Annotated in this window: 12 protein-coding genes; 4 read left to right on the forward strand and 8 right to left on the reverse strand. The window is 62.7% G+C overall.

Going from position 1 to position 17,835, the window contains the following annotated elements; genetic code table 11:
• The first annotated feature begins 57 nt into the window (after positions 1–57).
• Positions 58–579, forward strand: a complete 522-nt coding sequence (locus ABD837_RS21975) for a glycine zipper domain-containing protein (RefSeq protein WP_345058902.1) — start codon at positions 58–60, stop codon at positions 577–579.
• A 122-nt stretch (positions 580–701) separates the two neighbouring features.
• The gene (locus tag ABD837_RS21980) at positions 702–1,166 is read left to right on the forward strand and encodes a YybH family protein (protein ID WP_345058903.1); all 465 of its coding nucleotides are present in this window, start codon (positions 702–704) and stop codon (positions 1,164–1,166) included.
• Between the two features lie 156 nt (positions 1,167–1,322).
• On the opposite strand, the gene ABD837_RS21985 is transcribed toward ABD837_RS21980, so the two are convergent.
• From ABD837_RS21985 to ABD837_RS22005, 5 genes are all read right to left on the reverse strand, one after another.
• On the reverse strand, positions 1,323–1,697 hold the full coding sequence (locus ABD837_RS21985) for a hypothetical protein (protein ID WP_345058906.1): 375 nt from the start codon (positions 1,695–1,697) through the stop codon (positions 1,323–1,325).
• A gap of 72 nt (positions 1,698–1,769) precedes the next feature.
• Complete coding sequence (locus ABD837_RS21990) at positions 1,770–2,051, reverse strand: GIY-YIG nuclease family protein (RefSeq protein ID WP_345058908.1); 282 nt, start codon at positions 2,049–2,051, stop codon at positions 1,770–1,772.
• A gap of 142 nt (positions 2,052–2,193) precedes the next feature.
• On the reverse strand, positions 2,194–3,621 hold the full coding sequence (gene rlmD, locus ABD837_RS21995) for a 23S rRNA (uracil(1939)-C(5))-methyltransferase RlmD (RefSeq protein ID WP_345058910.1): 1,428 nt from the start codon (positions 3,619–3,621) through the stop codon (positions 2,194–2,196).
• A gap of 426 nt (positions 3,622–4,047) precedes the next feature.
• A complete protein-coding gene (locus ABD837_RS22000) occupies positions 4,048–9,591 on the reverse strand; it encodes a T9SS type B sorting domain-containing protein (RefSeq protein WP_345058912.1) in 5,544 nt (1,847 codons plus the stop codon).
• Positions 9,592–9,737: 146 nt separating this feature from the next.
• Positions 9,738–11,999, reverse strand: a complete 2,262-nt coding sequence (locus tag ABD837_RS22005; protein ID WP_345058914.1) for a GEVED domain-containing protein — start codon at positions 11,997–11,999, stop codon at positions 9,738–9,740.
• 277 nt (positions 12,000–12,276) lie between these two features.
• Between ABD837_RS22005 and ABD837_RS22010 the strand changes: the two genes are divergently transcribed.
• Complete coding sequence (locus ABD837_RS22010; RefSeq protein WP_345058916.1) at positions 12,277–13,086, forward strand: SDR family oxidoreductase; 810 nt, start codon at positions 12,277–12,279, stop codon at positions 13,084–13,086.
• A 188-nt stretch (positions 13,087–13,274) separates the two neighbouring features.
• On the opposite strand, the gene ABD837_RS22015 is transcribed toward ABD837_RS22010, so the two are convergent.
• From ABD837_RS22015 to ABD837_RS22025, 3 genes are all read right to left on the reverse strand, one after another.
• Positions 13,275–14,930 carry a S8 family peptidase gene (locus ABD837_RS22015; protein WP_345058918.1) on the reverse strand — a complete coding sequence of 552 codons (1,656 nt, stop codon included), beginning with the start codon at positions 14,928–14,930 and terminating at the stop codon, positions 13,275–13,277.
• Positions 14,931–15,332: 402 nt separating this feature from the next.
• Positions 15,333–15,947: a transposase gene (locus ABD837_RS22020; RefSeq protein WP_345058920.1), complete on the reverse strand. Its 615-nt coding sequence runs from the start codon at positions 15,945–15,947 to the stop codon at positions 15,333–15,335.
• Positions 15,948–16,126: 179 nt separating this feature from the next.
• Positions 16,127–16,510, reverse strand: a complete 384-nt coding sequence (locus ABD837_RS22025) for a hypothetical protein (protein WP_345058922.1) — start codon at positions 16,508–16,510, stop codon at positions 16,127–16,129.
• Positions 16,511–16,977: 467 nt separating this feature from the next.
• On the opposite strand from ABD837_RS22025, the gene ABD837_RS22030 reads away from it, so the two are divergent.
• Positions 16,978–17,814: a hypothetical protein gene (locus ABD837_RS22030; protein ID WP_345058924.1), complete on the forward strand. Its 837-nt coding sequence runs from the start codon at positions 16,978–16,980 to the stop codon at positions 17,812–17,814.
• The last annotated feature ends 21 nt before the right edge of the window (positions 17,815–17,835 follow it).

The following is a 17,835-nucleotide window of genomic DNA, read 5'->3' on the forward strand; positions in this document are numbered from 1 at the left end:
TTGTCAAGCTTTAGTTACGTTCCGAGTAACTTTTCTCATTCTCTAATGACTTCGGCCATGAATAAGCTTCCCTATTTCTTCGCACTGATTATCCTGCTTACCTCATTTCACGCTCCTGAAGCCCGCGCTCAGTGGAGTCCTCAGGCTAAAGGTGCCGTTATTGGCGGCTTGGGCGGAGCAGCCGCTGGTGCCATCATCAACAAGCGCAACCGGGCCGTGGGCGGCGTAGTTGGTGGCGTGGCCGGTGGTGCTATTGGTTACGGTGTCGGCAAGCACATCGATAACAAGAAGAAGCAACGTGCCGCCGCTGCGGCCCAGCAACGCGCCGTAGCCGCCCGTGAGGCCGAGTACCGCCGCGAGTTGGCCCTGGCCCGCAACCGCCAGACCACCACAACCACCCGTACTACGCAAACAGCCTTGGTGCCCGCTAATAGCCTGATGGCCTCGAACGCCATGGCTGGCGGCATGCAGCCCGCTACCATGCCCGCCACCTCGAACACCGCTTACCTGCCCAATACTTCGTACGGCGATGCTTCGCATCCCTACGGCACGTCGGAATACCGTCGGAAAAGCTGGTAATCCCCGTTTTTGCTTAACCTTGCAACCCCTGGGCACCCGTGCCTGGGGGTTGATTGTTTTAGAATGCTTGCCGCGGTGGGTGATGGCGCCCACCACAATTTTTTCACCAATTCCCCGGATGTATGAAATCCCTTGTTTGTAGTGTGCTGGTGGCTGCTGCCGCCCTTACCTCGTCCTGCTCGAAAGCGCCTGCTGATACGGCCAACGTGCAAAACCTGAACCGCGACTTTATTAACGCCTGGAACAGCCGGGATTCGGGCAAAATTACCGGCATGATAGCCGACGACATCACCTTCGTGCAGGGCAATGCCCACTGGAAGGGCAAGGACGAAGTTGGTCAGAAGTGGGTGAGCGCCACGATTCCGACCATCGCCAACCTGAAAACCAGTGTGAGCAGCAGCAACACCGACGACAACAGTGCCTACGAGGCCGGTACGTTCTCGGTAGATGTGCAGCCCGCCGGCCCCGGCCAGCCCGCTGGTTTCGGCGAAGGCAACTACATTTTCCTTTGGAAGAAAGCTGCTGACAATACCTGGAAGCTGAGCTACGCGCAGCTGGAGGATTTGCCGGTGCAGCGCCGGAATTAGGAACTGAACAGGTAGTGCTTTAGCACAAAACTAGGACGTCATGCTGAGCGAAGTCGAAGCATCTCTACTGCGAAAGTAATTATATACTTCAGCGGTAGAGATGCTTCGACTTCGCTCAGCATGACGTCCTTCTTTATGTTATTATTTAGGCCCGATTTAATCTTCTGGGTAAGGCACGAACACGAAATTCGTGAATTCCTTATCGAGCACGAAGAGGCAACAGAACTCGTCGGCGTCTTTGTAGGTGGCCTGGAAGGCTTCGACGCCATCGACGTCGATGATGCCTTGCTGCACGAACAGTTCGAGGTAGCTGGCGAAAACGTGCCAGTCCAGATTCAACTCATCGGCATTGACTAGGAGGCCGCCGAGGGGAACTTCCTGCTTGGCAAACACGAAAATGGGGTATTTGCTGAAGTCGCCCTTGCGAATCTGGGAAGAGGCTTCGAGCAGGGTGTCGCACACGACGACAAAATCCTTGGTGATGGTGCCGAGGTATTTGCCGTTGAGTTCGGGGTCGTTGAAGTAGTCCATGAGGGAGTGAATCGTTGTTCAGCATCTGTCATCCTGAGCGGAGCGAAGGACCTTATTACGTATGGGAAGCTTTTAGGTGTGAATAAAAAGCCACTCGGGATTAGTAGTGGCAATTAGCGCGTCTTTTTTCGCTCGCGTCCAGCCTTTCAATTCCTTTTCGCGGGCAATGGCGGCGTTGCTGTCAGGATATTGTTCAATGTGAATCAGGTTGTAGCAGAAGTAGCGGCCGGCAAAAGTTGCGGCTGAACCTCGGTTGGCGTAGTGCTGGGCCATGCGCTCAGCAATGTTGTTGGTGATGCCGATGTACAACACCTTTTTGGCGGGGTTGGTGGTGATGTACACGTAGTAGGGCATAGCCTGCTTAAATTGAATCGTCTGTCATCCTGAGCGCAGCGAAGGATCTTATCGCGTTTGCACCGTTTGAAATTACTGCAAACTGTTCAGCGGTGATAAGGTCCTGCGCTGCGCTCAGGATGACAGAAGTTACCTGTTCCACCTACTTCAACTCCAACGCCACCACATTCTCCACGTGGTGGGTGTGCGGAAACATATCCACTGGCTGGACGCGGGTGACTTTGTAGGCGGCATCGAGCATCTCTAGGTCCCTGGCCTGGGTGGCGGGGTTGCAGCTGATGTAGACGATGCGGGGAGCGCGCAGCTCCAGGAGGCGAGCGACTACGTCGGGGTGCATGCCGGCGCGGGGCGGGTCGGTGATGAGGACGTCGGGGCGGCCGTGGTGGGCGGTGAACTCGGCCGTGAGGATGTCCTTCATGTCGCCGGCGAAGAACTCCATGTTGGTGATGTGGTTGATTTCGGCGTTGACGTGGGCGTCGGCTACCGCCTGCTCCACGTACTCGACGCCAATGACTTTGCGGGCCTGGTGGGCCACGAAGCTGGCGATGGTGCCGGCCCCCGTATAGAGGTCGTACACCAGCTCATCGCCCTTGAGGTCGGCGAAGTCGCGGGCCACTTTGTAGAGCTGGTGGGCGCCTTCGGAATTGGTTTGGTAGAAGGACTTGGGGCCGATGCGGAAGCGCAGGCCTTCCATTTCTTCCTCAATGTAGGGCTTGCCTTTGTAGGTCACCACTTCGAGGTCGTGGAAGGTTTCGTTGCCCTTGCTGTTGAGGACGTAGTTGAGGGAGGTGATGCCGGGGAACTTGGCATAGAGGGCGTCGAGCAGGGGCTCGATGCTGTCGTGGGGGCGGTAGCACTGCAGAATCACCATGATTTCGCCGGTGCTTTGGGCGGTGCGGATGATGAGGTTGCGCAGGTTGCCGGTCTGGCGCACCATGTTGCCGAACTCGAGGCCGTGCTCGCGGCCGTAGTCGCGGATGAAGAGGCGGATTTCGTTGCTGGGCTCGGCCTGGAGGTGGCAGTGCTGCACGTCGATAATCTTGTCGAAGCGGGCGGGGGTGTGGAAGCCCAACACGTTGCGGTCGAAGGTCTGGGTATCGTCGTCGATTTGCTCCTGGGTGAGCCAGCCGTTGTCGCTGAAGGTGTATTCGAGCTTGTTGCGGTAGTAGGTGCGCTGGGGCGAGGACAGGATGAACGGAATTTCGGGCAGGGCCACTTTGCCGATGCGCGTGAGCTGGTCGATGACCTGCTGCTGCTTGAAGTGCAGCTGCGAATCGTAGCCCAGGTGCTGCCACTTGCAGCCGCCGCAGGTGCCGAAGTGCTGGCAAAACGGCGTGGTGCGCAGCTCCGAATATTTATGAAATGCCGTGGGCACAGCTTCGAGGAAGTTCTTTTTGGCGCGGATGATGCGCAAGTCCACTACATCGCCGGGGGCCACCTGCGACACGAAGATGACGAGGTTGTCGAGGCGAACCATGCATTTGCCTTCGGCCACCATGTCCTGAATCAGGATGTTCTGGAGGGCGTCGGCGGGTAAGTTTTTAGAAGCTTTGGTGATTTTGCGGGACATAACGAGCGAGGCAGTAAGTCTGCAAAGGTACGCGGCCGGCGGGTGGCCTACGGCACGGTTCGCAACCACTTGGGACCGGTTCGGAACCGGTCCCGAGTGGTTGCGAACCGGTCCTGAGTGGTTGCGAACCGGTCGCAGGTGGTGTGGAACCGGTCGCGAGTGGTGTGGAACCGGTCACGAGTGGTTGCGAACCGGTCCCAAGTGGTTGCAAACCGGTCGCAAGTGGTTGCGAACCGGTCGCAAGTGGTAGGGAACCGGTCGCAAGTGGTTGCGAACCGGTCCCGGGTGGTTGCGAACCGGTCCCGGGTGGTTGCGAACCGGTCCCGGGTGGTAGGGAACCACTTGCGACCGGTTCCCTACCACTTGTTGCAACAAAAAGGCCTCCCGAAACCGGGAGGCCTTTGATTGCGCGTAATTAACGAGGGGCTACTTCACTACCTCAAACCAGTTCTTGCGGGTGGTACCGTCGGGTAGGGTGAGGAGGTAGAAGTAGTTGCCGGCGGCGAGGCTGTCTTCCTGGCCCCAGTCGTTCTGGTAGTTGGTGGTTTTGTACACCTCGCGGCCCCAGCGGTTGAAGATGGCGAGTGTGTTGCCAGGGTAGAGCTGGATGTTATCAATCACCAGCACATCGTTCTTGCCGTCGCGGTTAGGCGTGATGATGTTGTAGGTGCTGATGGCATTGGCGAAGTTCGCCGCTGCCTCGTTCGAGTTAGAGCGCAGGGGCGTAGCATCGGTGCTCACTGCCACTACCCGGAAGTTTTCGGCGAAGCCCATCCCGGTGGCCGTGCGGCCGGGGTCGGTATTGGTGAGGCTATAGGTGCGGGCGCTAGCGGGCAAGGTAGTCAGCAGGGTGCTGGTGCCGTTGTCGAGGCGGCGGTAAATTTCGTAGCTCTTCACCGCAAATCCTACGTAGCCGTTCCAGGCAAGCGAAACACTGCCCTGGTCGCGGCCGCCGGGGCCAGCCGTGGGCGTGGCCGCTAAGCGGATGGTCTGGGCCACTGTCGTGGGAACCAGGGTACCGCAGCCGTTGGTGAGGTCGAGCTGGTACTCGTAGGAGTTGGCGTTGGCATCCACCGCGTTGTTATCGGTGAAAGTTGTGGCCGAGGCAACCACCGTGCCCACCGAAGCGAAAGCTGCACCCGAGCCTGCCACCCGGCGCAATACCCGTACCGGGTTGGGCGTGTTGGCGCTGTTGGGCGCACTCAGCGACACGATGACGCGGCTGTTGCTGGTGGCATCGACCGATACATTGGTGAGGCTGAGCGTGGGGTTGTCGGGCAGAATGGGGCGGGTGGTAGCCGGGCCGGCGCACAGGTTAGGCGTCGCGCTCACTTCCACGGCACTCACCGAGTAGGGGCCGGTGGGGTTGAAGGTGATGGTAACCTGCGGGCCGGTGCCGCCCGTCGTTACGGCGCCGCCCACTACCGTCCACTGGTAAGTAGCGCCGGCGGTAGGGTTGGCAATGGCGTACTGCTGCGGCGTGGCGGTGTTGCACACGAAGCCCGAGCCCGAGATAACCGGGGCCACCGGCAGCGGCGCCACCACAAACTGCGTGGTGTAGCGGGGGCCTACGCAGCTGCCCGGGGCGGCCGTGGTTTCCTGGGCCGTGAGGGTGTAGGTGCCGGGCGCGGGCAGGGTGGCCAGCGTGCGGGTGTTGCCCGTGCCGGCCAACGTAGCCCCGTTCAGCTGGAACACGTAGCTGGAGCCGACAAAGCCGCCGGGCAGGCTGAACGTGGCCGGGCCACTGCCCACGCACACCCGCGGCGGCGCGGTAATGGCCAGGTTGGTGCGGGGCGAGGGGTTGATGTTCACATACAGCGTGTCGGACATACCGCGGCAGATGCCCCCCGAAGGGTTGCTGGTTTCAATGGCCACAATCTTGCCGATGGTGGGCACCAAAACCGGGGCCCAGCTCACCGTCACGGTGTTGCGGGTGCTGCTCACCTGCGTGCCACCCACGATGGTCCAGGAGAAGGACGAGCCGTTGGCGAACGTGCCGCTGGTATAGGTGTAGGGTCCATCGGCCTGGCACACGGCGCGCGGCAGCGGAGCCACGGCCACAATATCGCCGGGGCCAGTGGGCCGCAGCGTTTGCAGGCGCTGGTTGATGATGACTGGCAGCACGGTCGTATCCGAAGAGCAGCCCTGCGCGTTGAAACGGTACACCTTCACGGCGCCGCTGGGGCTAGCCCCCAGCCAGTCGACGGTGATGCTCGGGGTGCCCTGCCCGCTGGCCACGTTGCCACCTACCACAATCCAGCGGTAGTCGGCCGCGGCCGGGTTGGGAACCGAGTAGGCCACACCCGTAACGGTAGGACACACCGAAGTCGGACCCACGATGGACTCAGCCGCCGGCCGCGGGTTGATGGTAATGACCACCACATCGGTGCTCACGCAGCCGTTGGCGGTAGTGGCCGTCACGGTATAGGTGCGGGTGATGGGCAGGGCCGTGGTGTTGCTCGCCGTGAGAACCGGCTGGGCAGCAGTCGCGCTGCTGAGGCCGGTAGCCGGGCTCCAGCTGTAGGTATAGCCGGTGCGGGCCGGAGTGCCCAGCTGCAGGGTTTTGAGGTCGCACACGGCGGCATCGGGGCCGGCATCGGCTACCGCAGCGGGGTTCACGGTTACCGTCACGGCGGCGGTGTTCACGCAGCCGTTGGCCGTGGTAGCCGTCAGGGTGAAGGTGTAGGTGACGGGGGCATTGGTGGTGTTCACCTGCGAGAAGGTGGGGTTGGCCACCGTGGTGCTGCTCAGGCCAGTGCCCGGGCTCCAGCTATAAGTATAGCCAGCCACGGGGGCTGCGCCCAGGGTAATGCTACCACCCGAACACACCGCCTGGTTGGTGCCGGGGGCCGGCACTGCTGCCGGGTACACGCTCACCACCACGGTATCGCGGGCGAAGCAGCCATTAGCAGTAGTAGCCAGCAGGATGTATTGTTGGGTGATGGTCGCGTTGGTGAGGTTGGCCAGCGTCACGGTCGGGTTCAGCACCGAGGCGCTGCTCAGGCCAGTGGTTGGGCTCCAGGCGTAGGTAGTACCCGCCACGGCCGTTCCCGTGCCAATGGTGGTGGCTACGTTCGAGCAGGTGGCTTTATCCAGCCCGGCCTGCGCCACGGCGGCCGGATTAATGGTAACGGCAACTGCACTGCTGGCCGTGCAGCCATTGGCCGTAGTGGCTGTGAGGGTATACGTCACAACCAGCGGCGTACCGGTCAGGTTGGGCAGCGTCAGCGTAGGAGTGGCCGAAGTGGCGCTGCTCAGCCCGGTGGTGGGCGTCCAGGCATAAGTGGTTCCGGCAATGGCTGGCCCCGTACCGATGACGACGCCCACGTTCGAGCAGGTTTGCTTGGCCAGCCCGGCATCGGCTACGGCAGCTGGGTTAATGGTTACCTCAACAGTGGCCGAGCCCACGCACCCGGCGGCGGAGGTCACGGTCAGGGTGTAGGTGCGCACGATGGGCGCGCCGGTGGTATTGGTACCGGTCACGGTGGGGTGCAGGCTGGTTGGGTCGCTCAAGCCAGTAGTGGGGCTCCAGCTATAAGTCGAGCCAGCCACCGGCGCGGCCGTGCCGCCCAGTGGGGCCGAGGTGGTGCCCGAGCAGAAGCTGATGGCCGGGCCGGGGTTCGCCACCACGGCCGGGTTCACGGTGATGACGACCGAAGAAGTGGCCGTGCAGCCGTTGGCGTTGGTCGCGGTCACGGTGTAAGTAGCGGTGATGACCGCGCCGCTGGTGTTGGGCAGCGTCACGGTAGGCTGGGCAGTGGTGGCACTGCTGAGGCCGGTGGCCGGGCTCCAGGCGTAGGTATAGCCGGGCAGCGCGGGCGTACCCAAAGCCACCGACGTCACCCCCGAGCACACGGCCACGGCGGGGCCGGCATCAGCCACGGCGGGCGGACTCACCGTTACGCGCACGGTACCCACGCTGCTGCAATTGGTTCCCACGCTCACGGTTAGGGTGTACACCTGCACGTAGGCCACGCCGGTCGTGTTGGGCAGCGTCACGGTGGGGTTGGCCACGGTAGCGCTGCTCAGGCCCAGGGCCGGGCTCCAGCTATAGGTGGCGCCGGCAATGGGCGCACCACCCAGTGGGGTCGAGGTCACATTGGGGCAAATGGTGCGGTCAGGTCCGGCATCGGCAGTGGGGGGCGGGGCCACCGTCACCGTAATGGTGGCCGTGGTCGAGCAAGTGCCGTCGGTGCCCGTCACGGTGTAGGTGGTAGTGGCAGTGGGCGAAACCGTAATGCTGGTGGCGGTTGACGTCTGGCCGCCCCCAGTCCAGCTGTACGTCAGGCCGGTTTGGCCCACCACCGTCAGCGTGGTCGAAGCACCCAGGCAGATAGTCGGCGCGGTTGCCGACACCGTGAGGGCCAGCGGGCGGATTTCCACGTTTTTGAAAACCGAGTCCGTCAGGCAGCCTTTGGCCGACACCCCTTTGAGCGAGATGCTGCCAGTGGTGGCCGTACCGGGCCAGGTCACGTTGATGCTGGCGGTGCCCTGGCCGCTCGCAATGGTGCCGCCGGTTACGCGCCAGCGGTACGTGGGCGAAGCCGGGCCAGTAGCGGTGTAGGTGCGCACCGTGGTGCGGTCGCACACCGTAGTCGGGCCGCTGAAGTCGGCGGGGGGCGCCGCGCGGTTCACGGTAATGCGGAATACATCAGAAGTTAGCTTGCCGCCGCAGCCGTTGTCGCGCACGGTCACGCTCAGGTCGTAAGGCGTAACGCGGCCGTTGCCGCAGGCCGAGTTGAACACGAACGTGCCCGACACCGAGCCCGTGCCGGTGGCCGTGGCCGTACCCGTGAGGTTGCCCGACTGCACCGTGCCCTGGCTGCCGTTGAAGGTGGCATTGAACGGGCCGCTGCCGTCGAGCAGGGCACTGTTCACGGTCATTACCAGCGGGTGGCCGCCGGTGGCCTGGGTGGCGGTAATCGGTATGCTCAGCGTTTCGCCCTCTTCGATGGTGTAGTTGCGGGGGGTGGTAACCGAGGGCGGCAGCACCGGCGGCGGCGTGGGCGGGCAGGTCGATACAACCAACTGCAGGTCGCGCCGGGTGGTGCCAATCAGCACCTCGCGCCCGTTGATGGTGCGGTATTCTGCCACATCCACGGCCACGCCGTAAAGACCATTGGTTTTGGCCCCGTACTTGGCAATGCCCGTGTTGGCGTTGATGATGGCAAAGTTGCCGGCGCCTGGCCCAAACGGAGCGGCTCCACTAAAGCCTGGGTAGTAGGGTACCGGCTGCGGCAGCGGCGGAAACGAGCCCGAGTTGTAGGTGCCGTAAGGAGTGCCAAACGAATACACCAGCCGGTCGCCGTCGGGGTCCACGGCACTGTTGAGCGATATGGTGGTGTCGTTCTGGCACACAATGGCCACCGCCGTATCCGAAAACACCGGCGAGCGGTTGTAAATCAGGGGGGGCGCCATGCTCACGTACAGGGTGAGGGGCACGTTGCCCCCACTGCCGCCGCTGGGATTGTTGATGTTGGTGAGCGTGTTGTTGCGGGCGGCTACCATAAATACCGCGTAGAAGCCGTCGAACGAAACCGGCAGGTTCACCGTCTGCACGTACTTGCACAAGTAGAACGGCTGGCTAGGGCCCTGCACGGCGCAGCCCGCCGGCGTTGGTGGCGAAATGGGCGGGGGGAAGTTCTGGTTGTTGGGGGCCACCGGCGAAATGCGCGGAAAGCTCAGCGACGTAATGCGGGCTCCCGTGGTGCGGTTGTAAATCTCAACCGGCGCCGTAAGTGGAGGCAGTGCCACCCCCGCACCAGGATTGTTATAGAACAAGCCATTGCTGTAGATATTAACCGTGATTTCGTACCGGAAAGGAGTGCCGGCGGGGCCGTTGGCATCGAGGTAGCGGTAGCTCATCTCGCCGCCGAGCAAGTGCGATGCTTGAGCCAGTTGCCCGGTAGCGAGCAGCAACACCAGCAGCAGCAACGAATCCCGCAAGCGCCGTAGTAAGGTTGGGAACATAAATAAGAATGAAGGGGGAGAGGGAGATTAATTGCAGGGTTGAGGCCGGCTTCAAGTTGATGGATTCGGGCCCGGAGCTGCGACAAAGCCACGCACTGCTCGTTTACGAGCCCGAATTCACCAACAAAAACAGTAGCGCGGGAAGGCTATTGGCGCACCACGCGGCGCGTAGCGGTCTGGCCCTGGGCATCGCGCAGCTGCAGCACATACACGCCGGCCGGCAGGGTGCTCAGGTCGAGTTCAGCCTCGGCCGGGCTCAGGCGCAGGGCGGTGCGCAGCACCACGGCTCCCAGCAGGTTGCGCACTTCCGTCGTGTACAGGCCGGTGGCACGGGCGTCGGTCAGGGCCAGGCGCAGGCGGCCATCCAGGGTGGGGGTGGGGTAGAGGCTGAGGCTGGGCAGGGCCAGCTCGCTTCGGGTGGCCAGGGGCTGCACGCGCAGCAGGTAGTCCTCTACCTCGGCGTTCAGCAGGTTCACGCTGCACGGGCTGGGCACGTTGGCGTTGGAATTGGCCTGCACCAGCACCCGCATGCGGGTGCTGAAAGTGCGGGCAGGGGTCGTGAACGAGCCCGAGAACGAGCTTGCAGTAGTGCCATTGCTGCTAACGCCGGTAGCCACCAGCTCGCTGCTATCGAATATACCGTTCTGGTTCAGGTCAATCCAGACGGCGGTGCGGTGCACCACATTCGCATTGGTTACAACCGTGAAGGGCACCGTGGCCCCGGGCGCTACCGTAATGGGCGTGGCCACATAATTGCCATAGCCGCCCGCACTGTTGCCCGAGGCATTCACGTAGCTCACCGAAGGCACGCTCACGCCTGTAATCCAGAACGGGCTGGCCTGCGACTGGCCCCCGGGGCTGGTGGGCCCAGTACCGTTGGCGCTACAGTAGGTGAGGCAGGGCACCTGCACGCTCACGGCGTTCAGGCGCGTTACCGACGCCGTCCCGAAGCTGTTGGTCGCGGCCAGCGTCACGTTGTAGGTGCCGGTGGCGGCATATTGGTGCGAGGGGTTTTGCAGGGAGCTGGTGGGGGTGCCGTCGCCAAAGTCCCACACCCACGAGGTGGGCAGGTTGGTGCTGAGGTCGGTAAACTGCACCGGGTTCACGCAGCTGCCCGCCACGTAGTTGCTGCTGAAGTTGATGATGGGCGGCAGCGTGTTGGCGCGCACGATGACGGTGTAGTCCTCGGCCTGGCCGCTTACCGGGTTGGCACAGGGCCCCGTGGTGTTGCCAATGGCATCGGCCACCACGCGCAGGCGCAGGGGCTGGTTGAGAACAACGCCCGTGGACAGGTTGAGCGTGGTAGTAGCCCCCGGCGAGGCCGTGATGGCGCTGCTGTAAATCTGCTCGGCCGTGGTTAGCGTGCCGTCGTTGTTCTGGTCGAGGTACACCCGAATGTCGTGCGAGTTGGTACCCCCCGTGGTGATAATCATCTGATAATTGACGCCCACAGTCAGCTCGGTGCGCTGGGTGCAGGTAAAATTCTGGTAGCCCGCGCTGCCATCGGCCGAGGTGTTATCGATGGTGTTCAGCCGAAAACGGATGATGCCGTAGTTGGCAAAGTAGCTCTGGGTTTGAGGGGTGCAGCTGGCAGCCACGGGCACCGTGGTGTTGTAGGTGATGCTGGTGGCCGCGCTGGTGGTGGTGCCGGCGGCATTGGTAGCGGCCAGCGTTACGGCGTAGGTGCCGGCCGTGGCGTAGCAGTGGTTGGGGTTCTGGGAGTTGCTGGTGGTGCCGTCGCCGAAGGTCCAGGTCCAGCTGGTGGGAGCATTCTGGCTCGCATCGGTGAATTGCACGCAGCCGGTGCAGGTGGTGGTGGCATTCACGGTAAAAGCCGCTACCGGCGGGCTCGCGTTGGCCGAGAGGCGTACGCTGTAGTCCTCATCCTGCGAGTATTGCGGCGTCGAGCACGAAGTCGGAATGATGCCGTTGCCAAAGTCGGCGGCCACGCGCATGCGCAGGTTGGTATTCAGTACCGCGGTAGCTGGCGGCGTGAAAGAACCCGTGTGCAACGTGGCGTTGTCGGAACTGAAAACCAACTCCCCCGCGCCAACGAAGGAACCGTCGTTGTTGTAGTCAATCCAGACGCGCACGTTTTCTCCCACGTTTGGCCCCGTGCGCACGCTGATGGCGTAGGGCTGGGCCACCGTCAGGGCTGCGTTTTTGGTGCAGCTGTAGTCTTTGAAGCCTTCGCTGTAGTTGGCCGTGGTATTGTTGATGAGGTTGTTGCCGACCGTCACGTTAATAATACCCATGCCAAACCCCGAGGCTTGGCTGCTACTGGCATTGCCCGGGGTACAAACAGCAGCAATGGGGCAGGTGGTTTGTGCCTGCGCCGTGCCCATAGCCAGCACTATTGCCGCCAGAACCGGCCAGCCCCGCAACCAAGAACGTAGGTGTAAAGTCATATCAACCGTAAAGAAAAAGATAGGATTCAGTGGTTAAATGTAAGCACAAACCGACGACGGTGAGGTGCCAATCGGCGGTTGCGGCGGGGAGGTTGGCCAGCGTGCTGGCCGTTTTGCAGAGAACCGGCCCTAACCCGGCCTGCCGGGTTTGGACCACTGCCAGCGCTCAGGGTTTAGAGGCAGGCCAGCCACGCAGCAAAAATCGCGCCTTAGCGTCCTAAATTTGCCCCGCAACCAGTTCTGTAATTTGGCCGGGCGTGTCCGGCTTTTTGTTTTTATGCCCGCATTCACTGTACTCATCACCGGCGGCACTTCCGGCATTGGCCGGGCCTGCGCCCTGGCCTTTGGCCGGGCCGGCTATCACGTCGCCATCACCGGCCGCGACGAAGCCAAGCTCGCCGATACCGCCGCCGCCCTTACCGCCGCGGGCATCGCGAACCTGGCCATCCGGGCCGATGTGGGCGACGAGGTAGCGGCCGAGCGCGCCGTGGCCGAAACCGTGGCCCGCTTCGGCGGCCTCGACGTGCTGCTCAACAACGCCGGCATTAGCATGCGCGCCCGCTTTCAGGACGCCGACCTCGACGTCATCAAGCGCCTGATGCAGACCAACTTCTTCGGTACTGTTTTCACCACCAAGTTTGCCCTGCCGCATTTGCTCAAGAGCAAGGGCAGTATTGTGGGCATCAGCAGCATTGCGGGCTACCGCGGGCTGCCGGGCCGCACCGGCTACTCGGCTTCCAAGTTTGCCATGAACGGCTTCCTCGAAGCCCTGCGCACCGAGTTGCTCGACCAGGGCGTGCACGTGCTCACGGCCGCGCCGGGCTTCACGTCCTCCAACATTCGGCAGACGGCCCTGGCCGCCGACGGCTCGTCGCAGGGCGAGTCGCCGCGCGACGAAGGCGCGATGATGAGCAGCGAAGCCGTGGCCGACGAGATTCTGAAAGCCGTGCGCAACCGCCAGCGCACAATGGTGCTCACCGGCCAGGGCAAGCTGGTGGTTTTTCTGAATAAGTGGTTGCCCGGCCTGAGCGACAAGCTGGTGCTGAACCATTTTCGGAAGGAGGAGAAAGGCGTGGACGTGGGGTAGGGGACTGCTGAAGAGCCCCAGCGGGGCGACATATCGGTAGCAAGTGAATTAGAAAGGAAAGTCAAAAGCCCCAGCGGGGCGGCACTCGTTGCAACGAGTGCCGCCCCGCTGGGGCTTTTGATAACGTAAAAGCTGCTTGATTCTACCAATATGCCGCCCCGCTGGGGCTTGCTACCGGTTGTTTGCTCCTACATCGTCGCTTTCTGCGCGAGCTTCACGGCCTCGTACAAATCCACTACGCCGCCGCTCACCGAGAGGGTCGAGAAGTCGACCAGCTTTTCGCCGCCGGGCGTCTGCACCTTGGTGTGGTGCACCTGCGCCGACTGCATGATGATGCGCTTGAGGTCGGTGGCCGTGAGCTTGGGGAAATACGACTTAAGCACCGCCGCCACGCCGGCCGTGACGGGCGAAGCCATGCTGGTGCCGCTTTCGTTGCCGTAGGTGCTGCCGGGCAGCGTGCTATAGATGTTCACGCCGGGCGCGAACACGTCCACACCCTTACGGCTGTAGTTGGAGAAATCGGCGGTGAGGTGCGAGTTGTCGACCGGGCCCGAGGCGCCCACTGTTAGCAAGTTGGGAACGGTGGTTTTGTTGAGGTAAAACGAGGCCGGGTAGTTATCGGACACGTCGAGGTTGCTGTTTTCGTTGCCGGCGGCGTGCACCAGCAGCACCCCTTTCTGGGCGGCGTATTTGTAGGCGGCTTCCACGGCCGCGCGCTGGGGCGAGAACTCCTTACCGAAGCTCATGTTGATAATCTGGGCGCCGTTGTCCACGGCGTAGCGGATGGCGTTGGCCACGTCCTTGTCGCGCTCGTCGCCGTCGGGCACGGCCCGCACCACCATGATGCGCACCGGGTCGGGCGCCAGGCCCTGAATGCCGAGGTTGTTGGTGCGCACCGCCGCAATAATGCCCGCCACGTGGGTACCGTGCAGCGGGTCGGGCCCGTGCAGGTCGTTGTTGCCGTAGCTGCGCTGGTTTACATCGTTGGCGTTGTCCTTCACGATGTCGGCGCGTGGGTCGAAGGCCAGGTTGAGCGAGTTGTCGAGCGTGCTGCGCTCATCGGCCATTTCCTTGTCGAAAATGACCTGCGCAGCATCCGTATCGGCCGCCCCCACGCCGCGCATCATGGTGAGCATGTTCTGGGTGGCGCCTTGCAGCGTGGGGTCGTCGAAGTGGGCGTTGCGCAGCGCCGTGGTGTCGAGCTTGTCGGTGTGCAGCTCCTGCTTGAGCAGCTTCACGAGCATGGCGAGCTGCGGGGCAAACGACTGCATGTTGCGGCCGGTCTCCTGCGCCTCTTTCACCCGTACCTTATACACTTTTTCGGCTTTTTGATAAAGCACAAAATCGACTTTGTCGGCGGGCTTCACCGTTTTGGCGGTAACTCCCTTGAAGCGCTTGCGGCCGGCCGCCACAATGCGCGTCATCTCCAGGGTTTCGGCGTTCACGTTGCGACCGTCGGGGCCGCCGAGGAAGTTCCAGCCGTGCACGTCGTCCACGTAGCCATTCTTGTCGTCGTCGATGCCGTTGCCGGGGATTTCGCCCCGGTTGGTCCACAGCACGGGCTTCAGGTCGACGTGGGCCGTGTCGATGCCCGAGTCAATCACGGCCACCACCACGGGTGTCGCAATCAGGTTTTTGAGGATTTCCTGGTAGGCGCGGTTCGCGCCCACGCCGGGCACGTTATCCAGCTGCGGGTCCTTGAGGTACCATTGGGCAGCGCTCAGGTCGCCAACGGGCGGGGTGGCAGTGGTCGAAGGCGCGTTAACCGATTGGGCCTGGGCCAGGGCCGGGCCAGCCAGCAGTGCCACGGCAAGCGACCAGCGGCGGAAGGGGGGTATCGTCATGGGCAAAAGGGGCGCGGCCATGCAGCCGCGATGGTGGGAAGTGAACCGAAGTCGGCACAAAGGAAGTTCGGCCACGGCAAAGACGGCGCCAACCGGGCCATTGTTGCGCCCAGGGCCGGTCCGACCGCCCTAGGCGGTCTGACCGGTTGAAGAGGAGGGCGTCGTCGTGCGCATTCCCCAGGATTCTTCATTCACTCATCTTTTTCACTTCACCCGGCCATTGTTGCGCGCGCCCAGGGCCCGCCGGTCCGACCGCCCTAGGCGGTCTGACCGGTTGAAGAGGAGGGCGTCGGCGTGCGCATTCCCCAGGGGTTCCGTTATTCACCCATCGTTTTCACGTTAACCGGTCAGCCCGCCTAGGGCGGTCAGCCCGCCTAGGGCGGTCAGACCGGCGGGCGGCGGCTAGCGGCCGTGCACGCGCGTCGGGTCAATCAGCATCGCCGATTCCCGCCCAAATTCTGCTGGGTTGGTGGGCAAAGCCAGCAGCGCATGCCCCAGCTCGCGCTGGTAGAGCGTGCCGCCACGCAAGCCCGCATAATCGCGGTACGACGAATACGGCCAGTCGGCCAGCGCGGGGGCAAGGCCAGCGCGCACCGGGTTCTGGTGCAGGTAATGAAAGCAAACGGCCGGGTAGTTCGCTTCGCAAAAGGGCCCGTCGAGCAGCTTGCCTTTCGTTTTGGGCTGGAACACGCTCCCCTGCCGGCCCAGCTCCACATTCAGGCCCTGGCCATAGCTGCTGAGCAGCCGGCCAATGCCGCGCGACAGCGGCTGTGTGGTGGTGCTGGCCGAGCCCGGCGTGGGCAACGTGCCGGCCGCCGTGGGTTGTAGCAGCAGATGAAAATGGTTCGGCATCAAGCAATACGCCAACAAATTTGCGTGTGGCACGATGGTACGCCGCACCAGCCGCAGAAAATGATGGTAGTGCTCCGGCCTGAAAAACAGCTGCTGCCCGTTGTTGCCCCGGTTGTACACGTGGTAGAGCGAGTCGGCTTCGTAGTGCATGATGGCGGTAGACAAGGTGTCGTTGCCCCGGTCCGACCGCCCTAGGCGGTCTGACCGGTTAAAGGTGTCGTTGCCCCGGTCTGACCGCCCTAGGCGGTCTGAACGGTTGAAGGGAGGAAATAACCCACGAAATATAGCAGAATCCCTCACTCGCCCATCGTTCTCCCTTCAACCGGACAGCCCGCCTAAGGCGGTCAGACCGCCGGCCCCACCACCACCAGCAGCAGGGCATCTTCGGCGGGGCGCGTGAGGCGCCAGTAGCGGCAGAGGCCGCGCTCCTCCCAATCCACAAGCCGCCGCGCGTGCAGGTGGCCGGCCGTGCGAGCGGCCCCGCGCACCCCCAGCGCAGCGGCCTCGGCCAGCGCGGCAGTGGTGCGCTCGGGGTGTTGTATCAGGGCCAGCAGCATCCGGCTTTGGCGTAGGCGGGCGCGTTGGTCGCGCACATTGTGGGTGGCTAGCAGCCACGCCGCCACGCGGGCCTGCACGGCGGCGGGCTCCTGACTCAGGGGCGGCGGCGGGGGCGGGTTGTCACGCTCGGCCAGCCGGCGGGCAAAGGCGTCAGACAGTTTTTCAGCCATACCGAAGTAGTTAGAACCGGCTAATCAGCCAATTCAAAGACCAAGCTACTGCTTATCCAGGCTGAAATGCGATTGGTCAGGAATAAATTAATAATTGTCGAGACCAATTACAATCTTCTAGAGAATAATCAACGGATTATTAGGACTAATTTGACATCTACTAGGTACAATTCACTAGTTGCTAAGTCTGATTCACTACTTGTCAGGTATAATACACTACTTGTCAGGTCTGATTCACTTCTTGTCAGGTATAATATACCATTTTTCAGGTCTGATTTACCATTTGTCAGGTCTAATTCACTGCTCCGAACGTATCGCCTCGCCCCCTCCCTCTCCTTTTCGGAGAGGGGGAGTTCTCGTACTTAGTGCGACTGGCGCTCTTCTCCTTTTCGGAGAGGGCCGGGGGTGAGGCGCGATGCCCGCACGCCATCCGGTAACTTCACGGCCTCAACCCAGGTTTCCCGCGCATGATTCGCTCCCTCCGCCCGCTGCTGATGGTGCTAGTGGCTGCGCTGCTTCCTCAAGTGGCTTTTGCCACGGCACAGGCGCCGGACCTACTGCTCTACCACGGCGATACCCTGCTCCTGCAAACCAATCCGCTGGAGAAATGGCTGGAGCAGCAACCCCAGCGCCCGGCTGAGCTTCGAGGCAACGGCTCCACGGCATGTTGGCGCGGGTATGTTGCTACTTGGTTACTGAAGGATGACCACCTGTTCCTGTTGGCAGTGCAGCCCTGCGGCGGCTTGCCTCTGGCCGCAGCGGTGCTACAAAAGTGGTTTCCGCTGGAAGACCCTCACCGCATTGCCGCCACCTGGGTAATGGGTCGGCTGGATGTGGTGAAGGGCAAGCTGGTTCGCTACGAACACTTGGGCTACGGCTCTATTTACGAACAAGACTGGCTGCTGACCTTTGAAGCCGGGAAGCTGGTGGGGCAGCAGCTTTTCACCACCAGGGGCTGCGAAATGGCTGAGCCACCAGGCGGGGCCCGCACCTTTAGCCAGCGCCTGAGCCAGGCTGTGGCATGGGCCCGCGTGCCGGCGATGGCCCCCGGAAAGCCGCGCCGGATGGTGGCCATCGAGTTTCAACCGGACAGCACCAGCCGCCACTGCCGGGTGCGACTGGCGAAAAGCGCCGGCGCGCCCTACGACTCGCTGGCAATGGCCGCGGCGCGCCTCTTGGCCGCTGCCAATTGGGGCACTTGCTACCGCTGGGGCCGCTGGCAGCCGTTCCGGTGGACGGCACCCGTCTTCTTCGATGAAGCCACCCGCCGGAGGCAGCGAGGGCAACGCCGGCCCACCCGGTAACTTCACGCCCTCAATCCCGGT

Origin of the sequence: Hymenobacter glaciei (assembly GCF_039539585.1) — a bacterium.
GTDB classification, from domain to species: Bacteria; Bacteroidota; Bacteroidia; order Cytophagales; family Hymenobacteraceae; genus Hymenobacter; species Hymenobacter glaciei.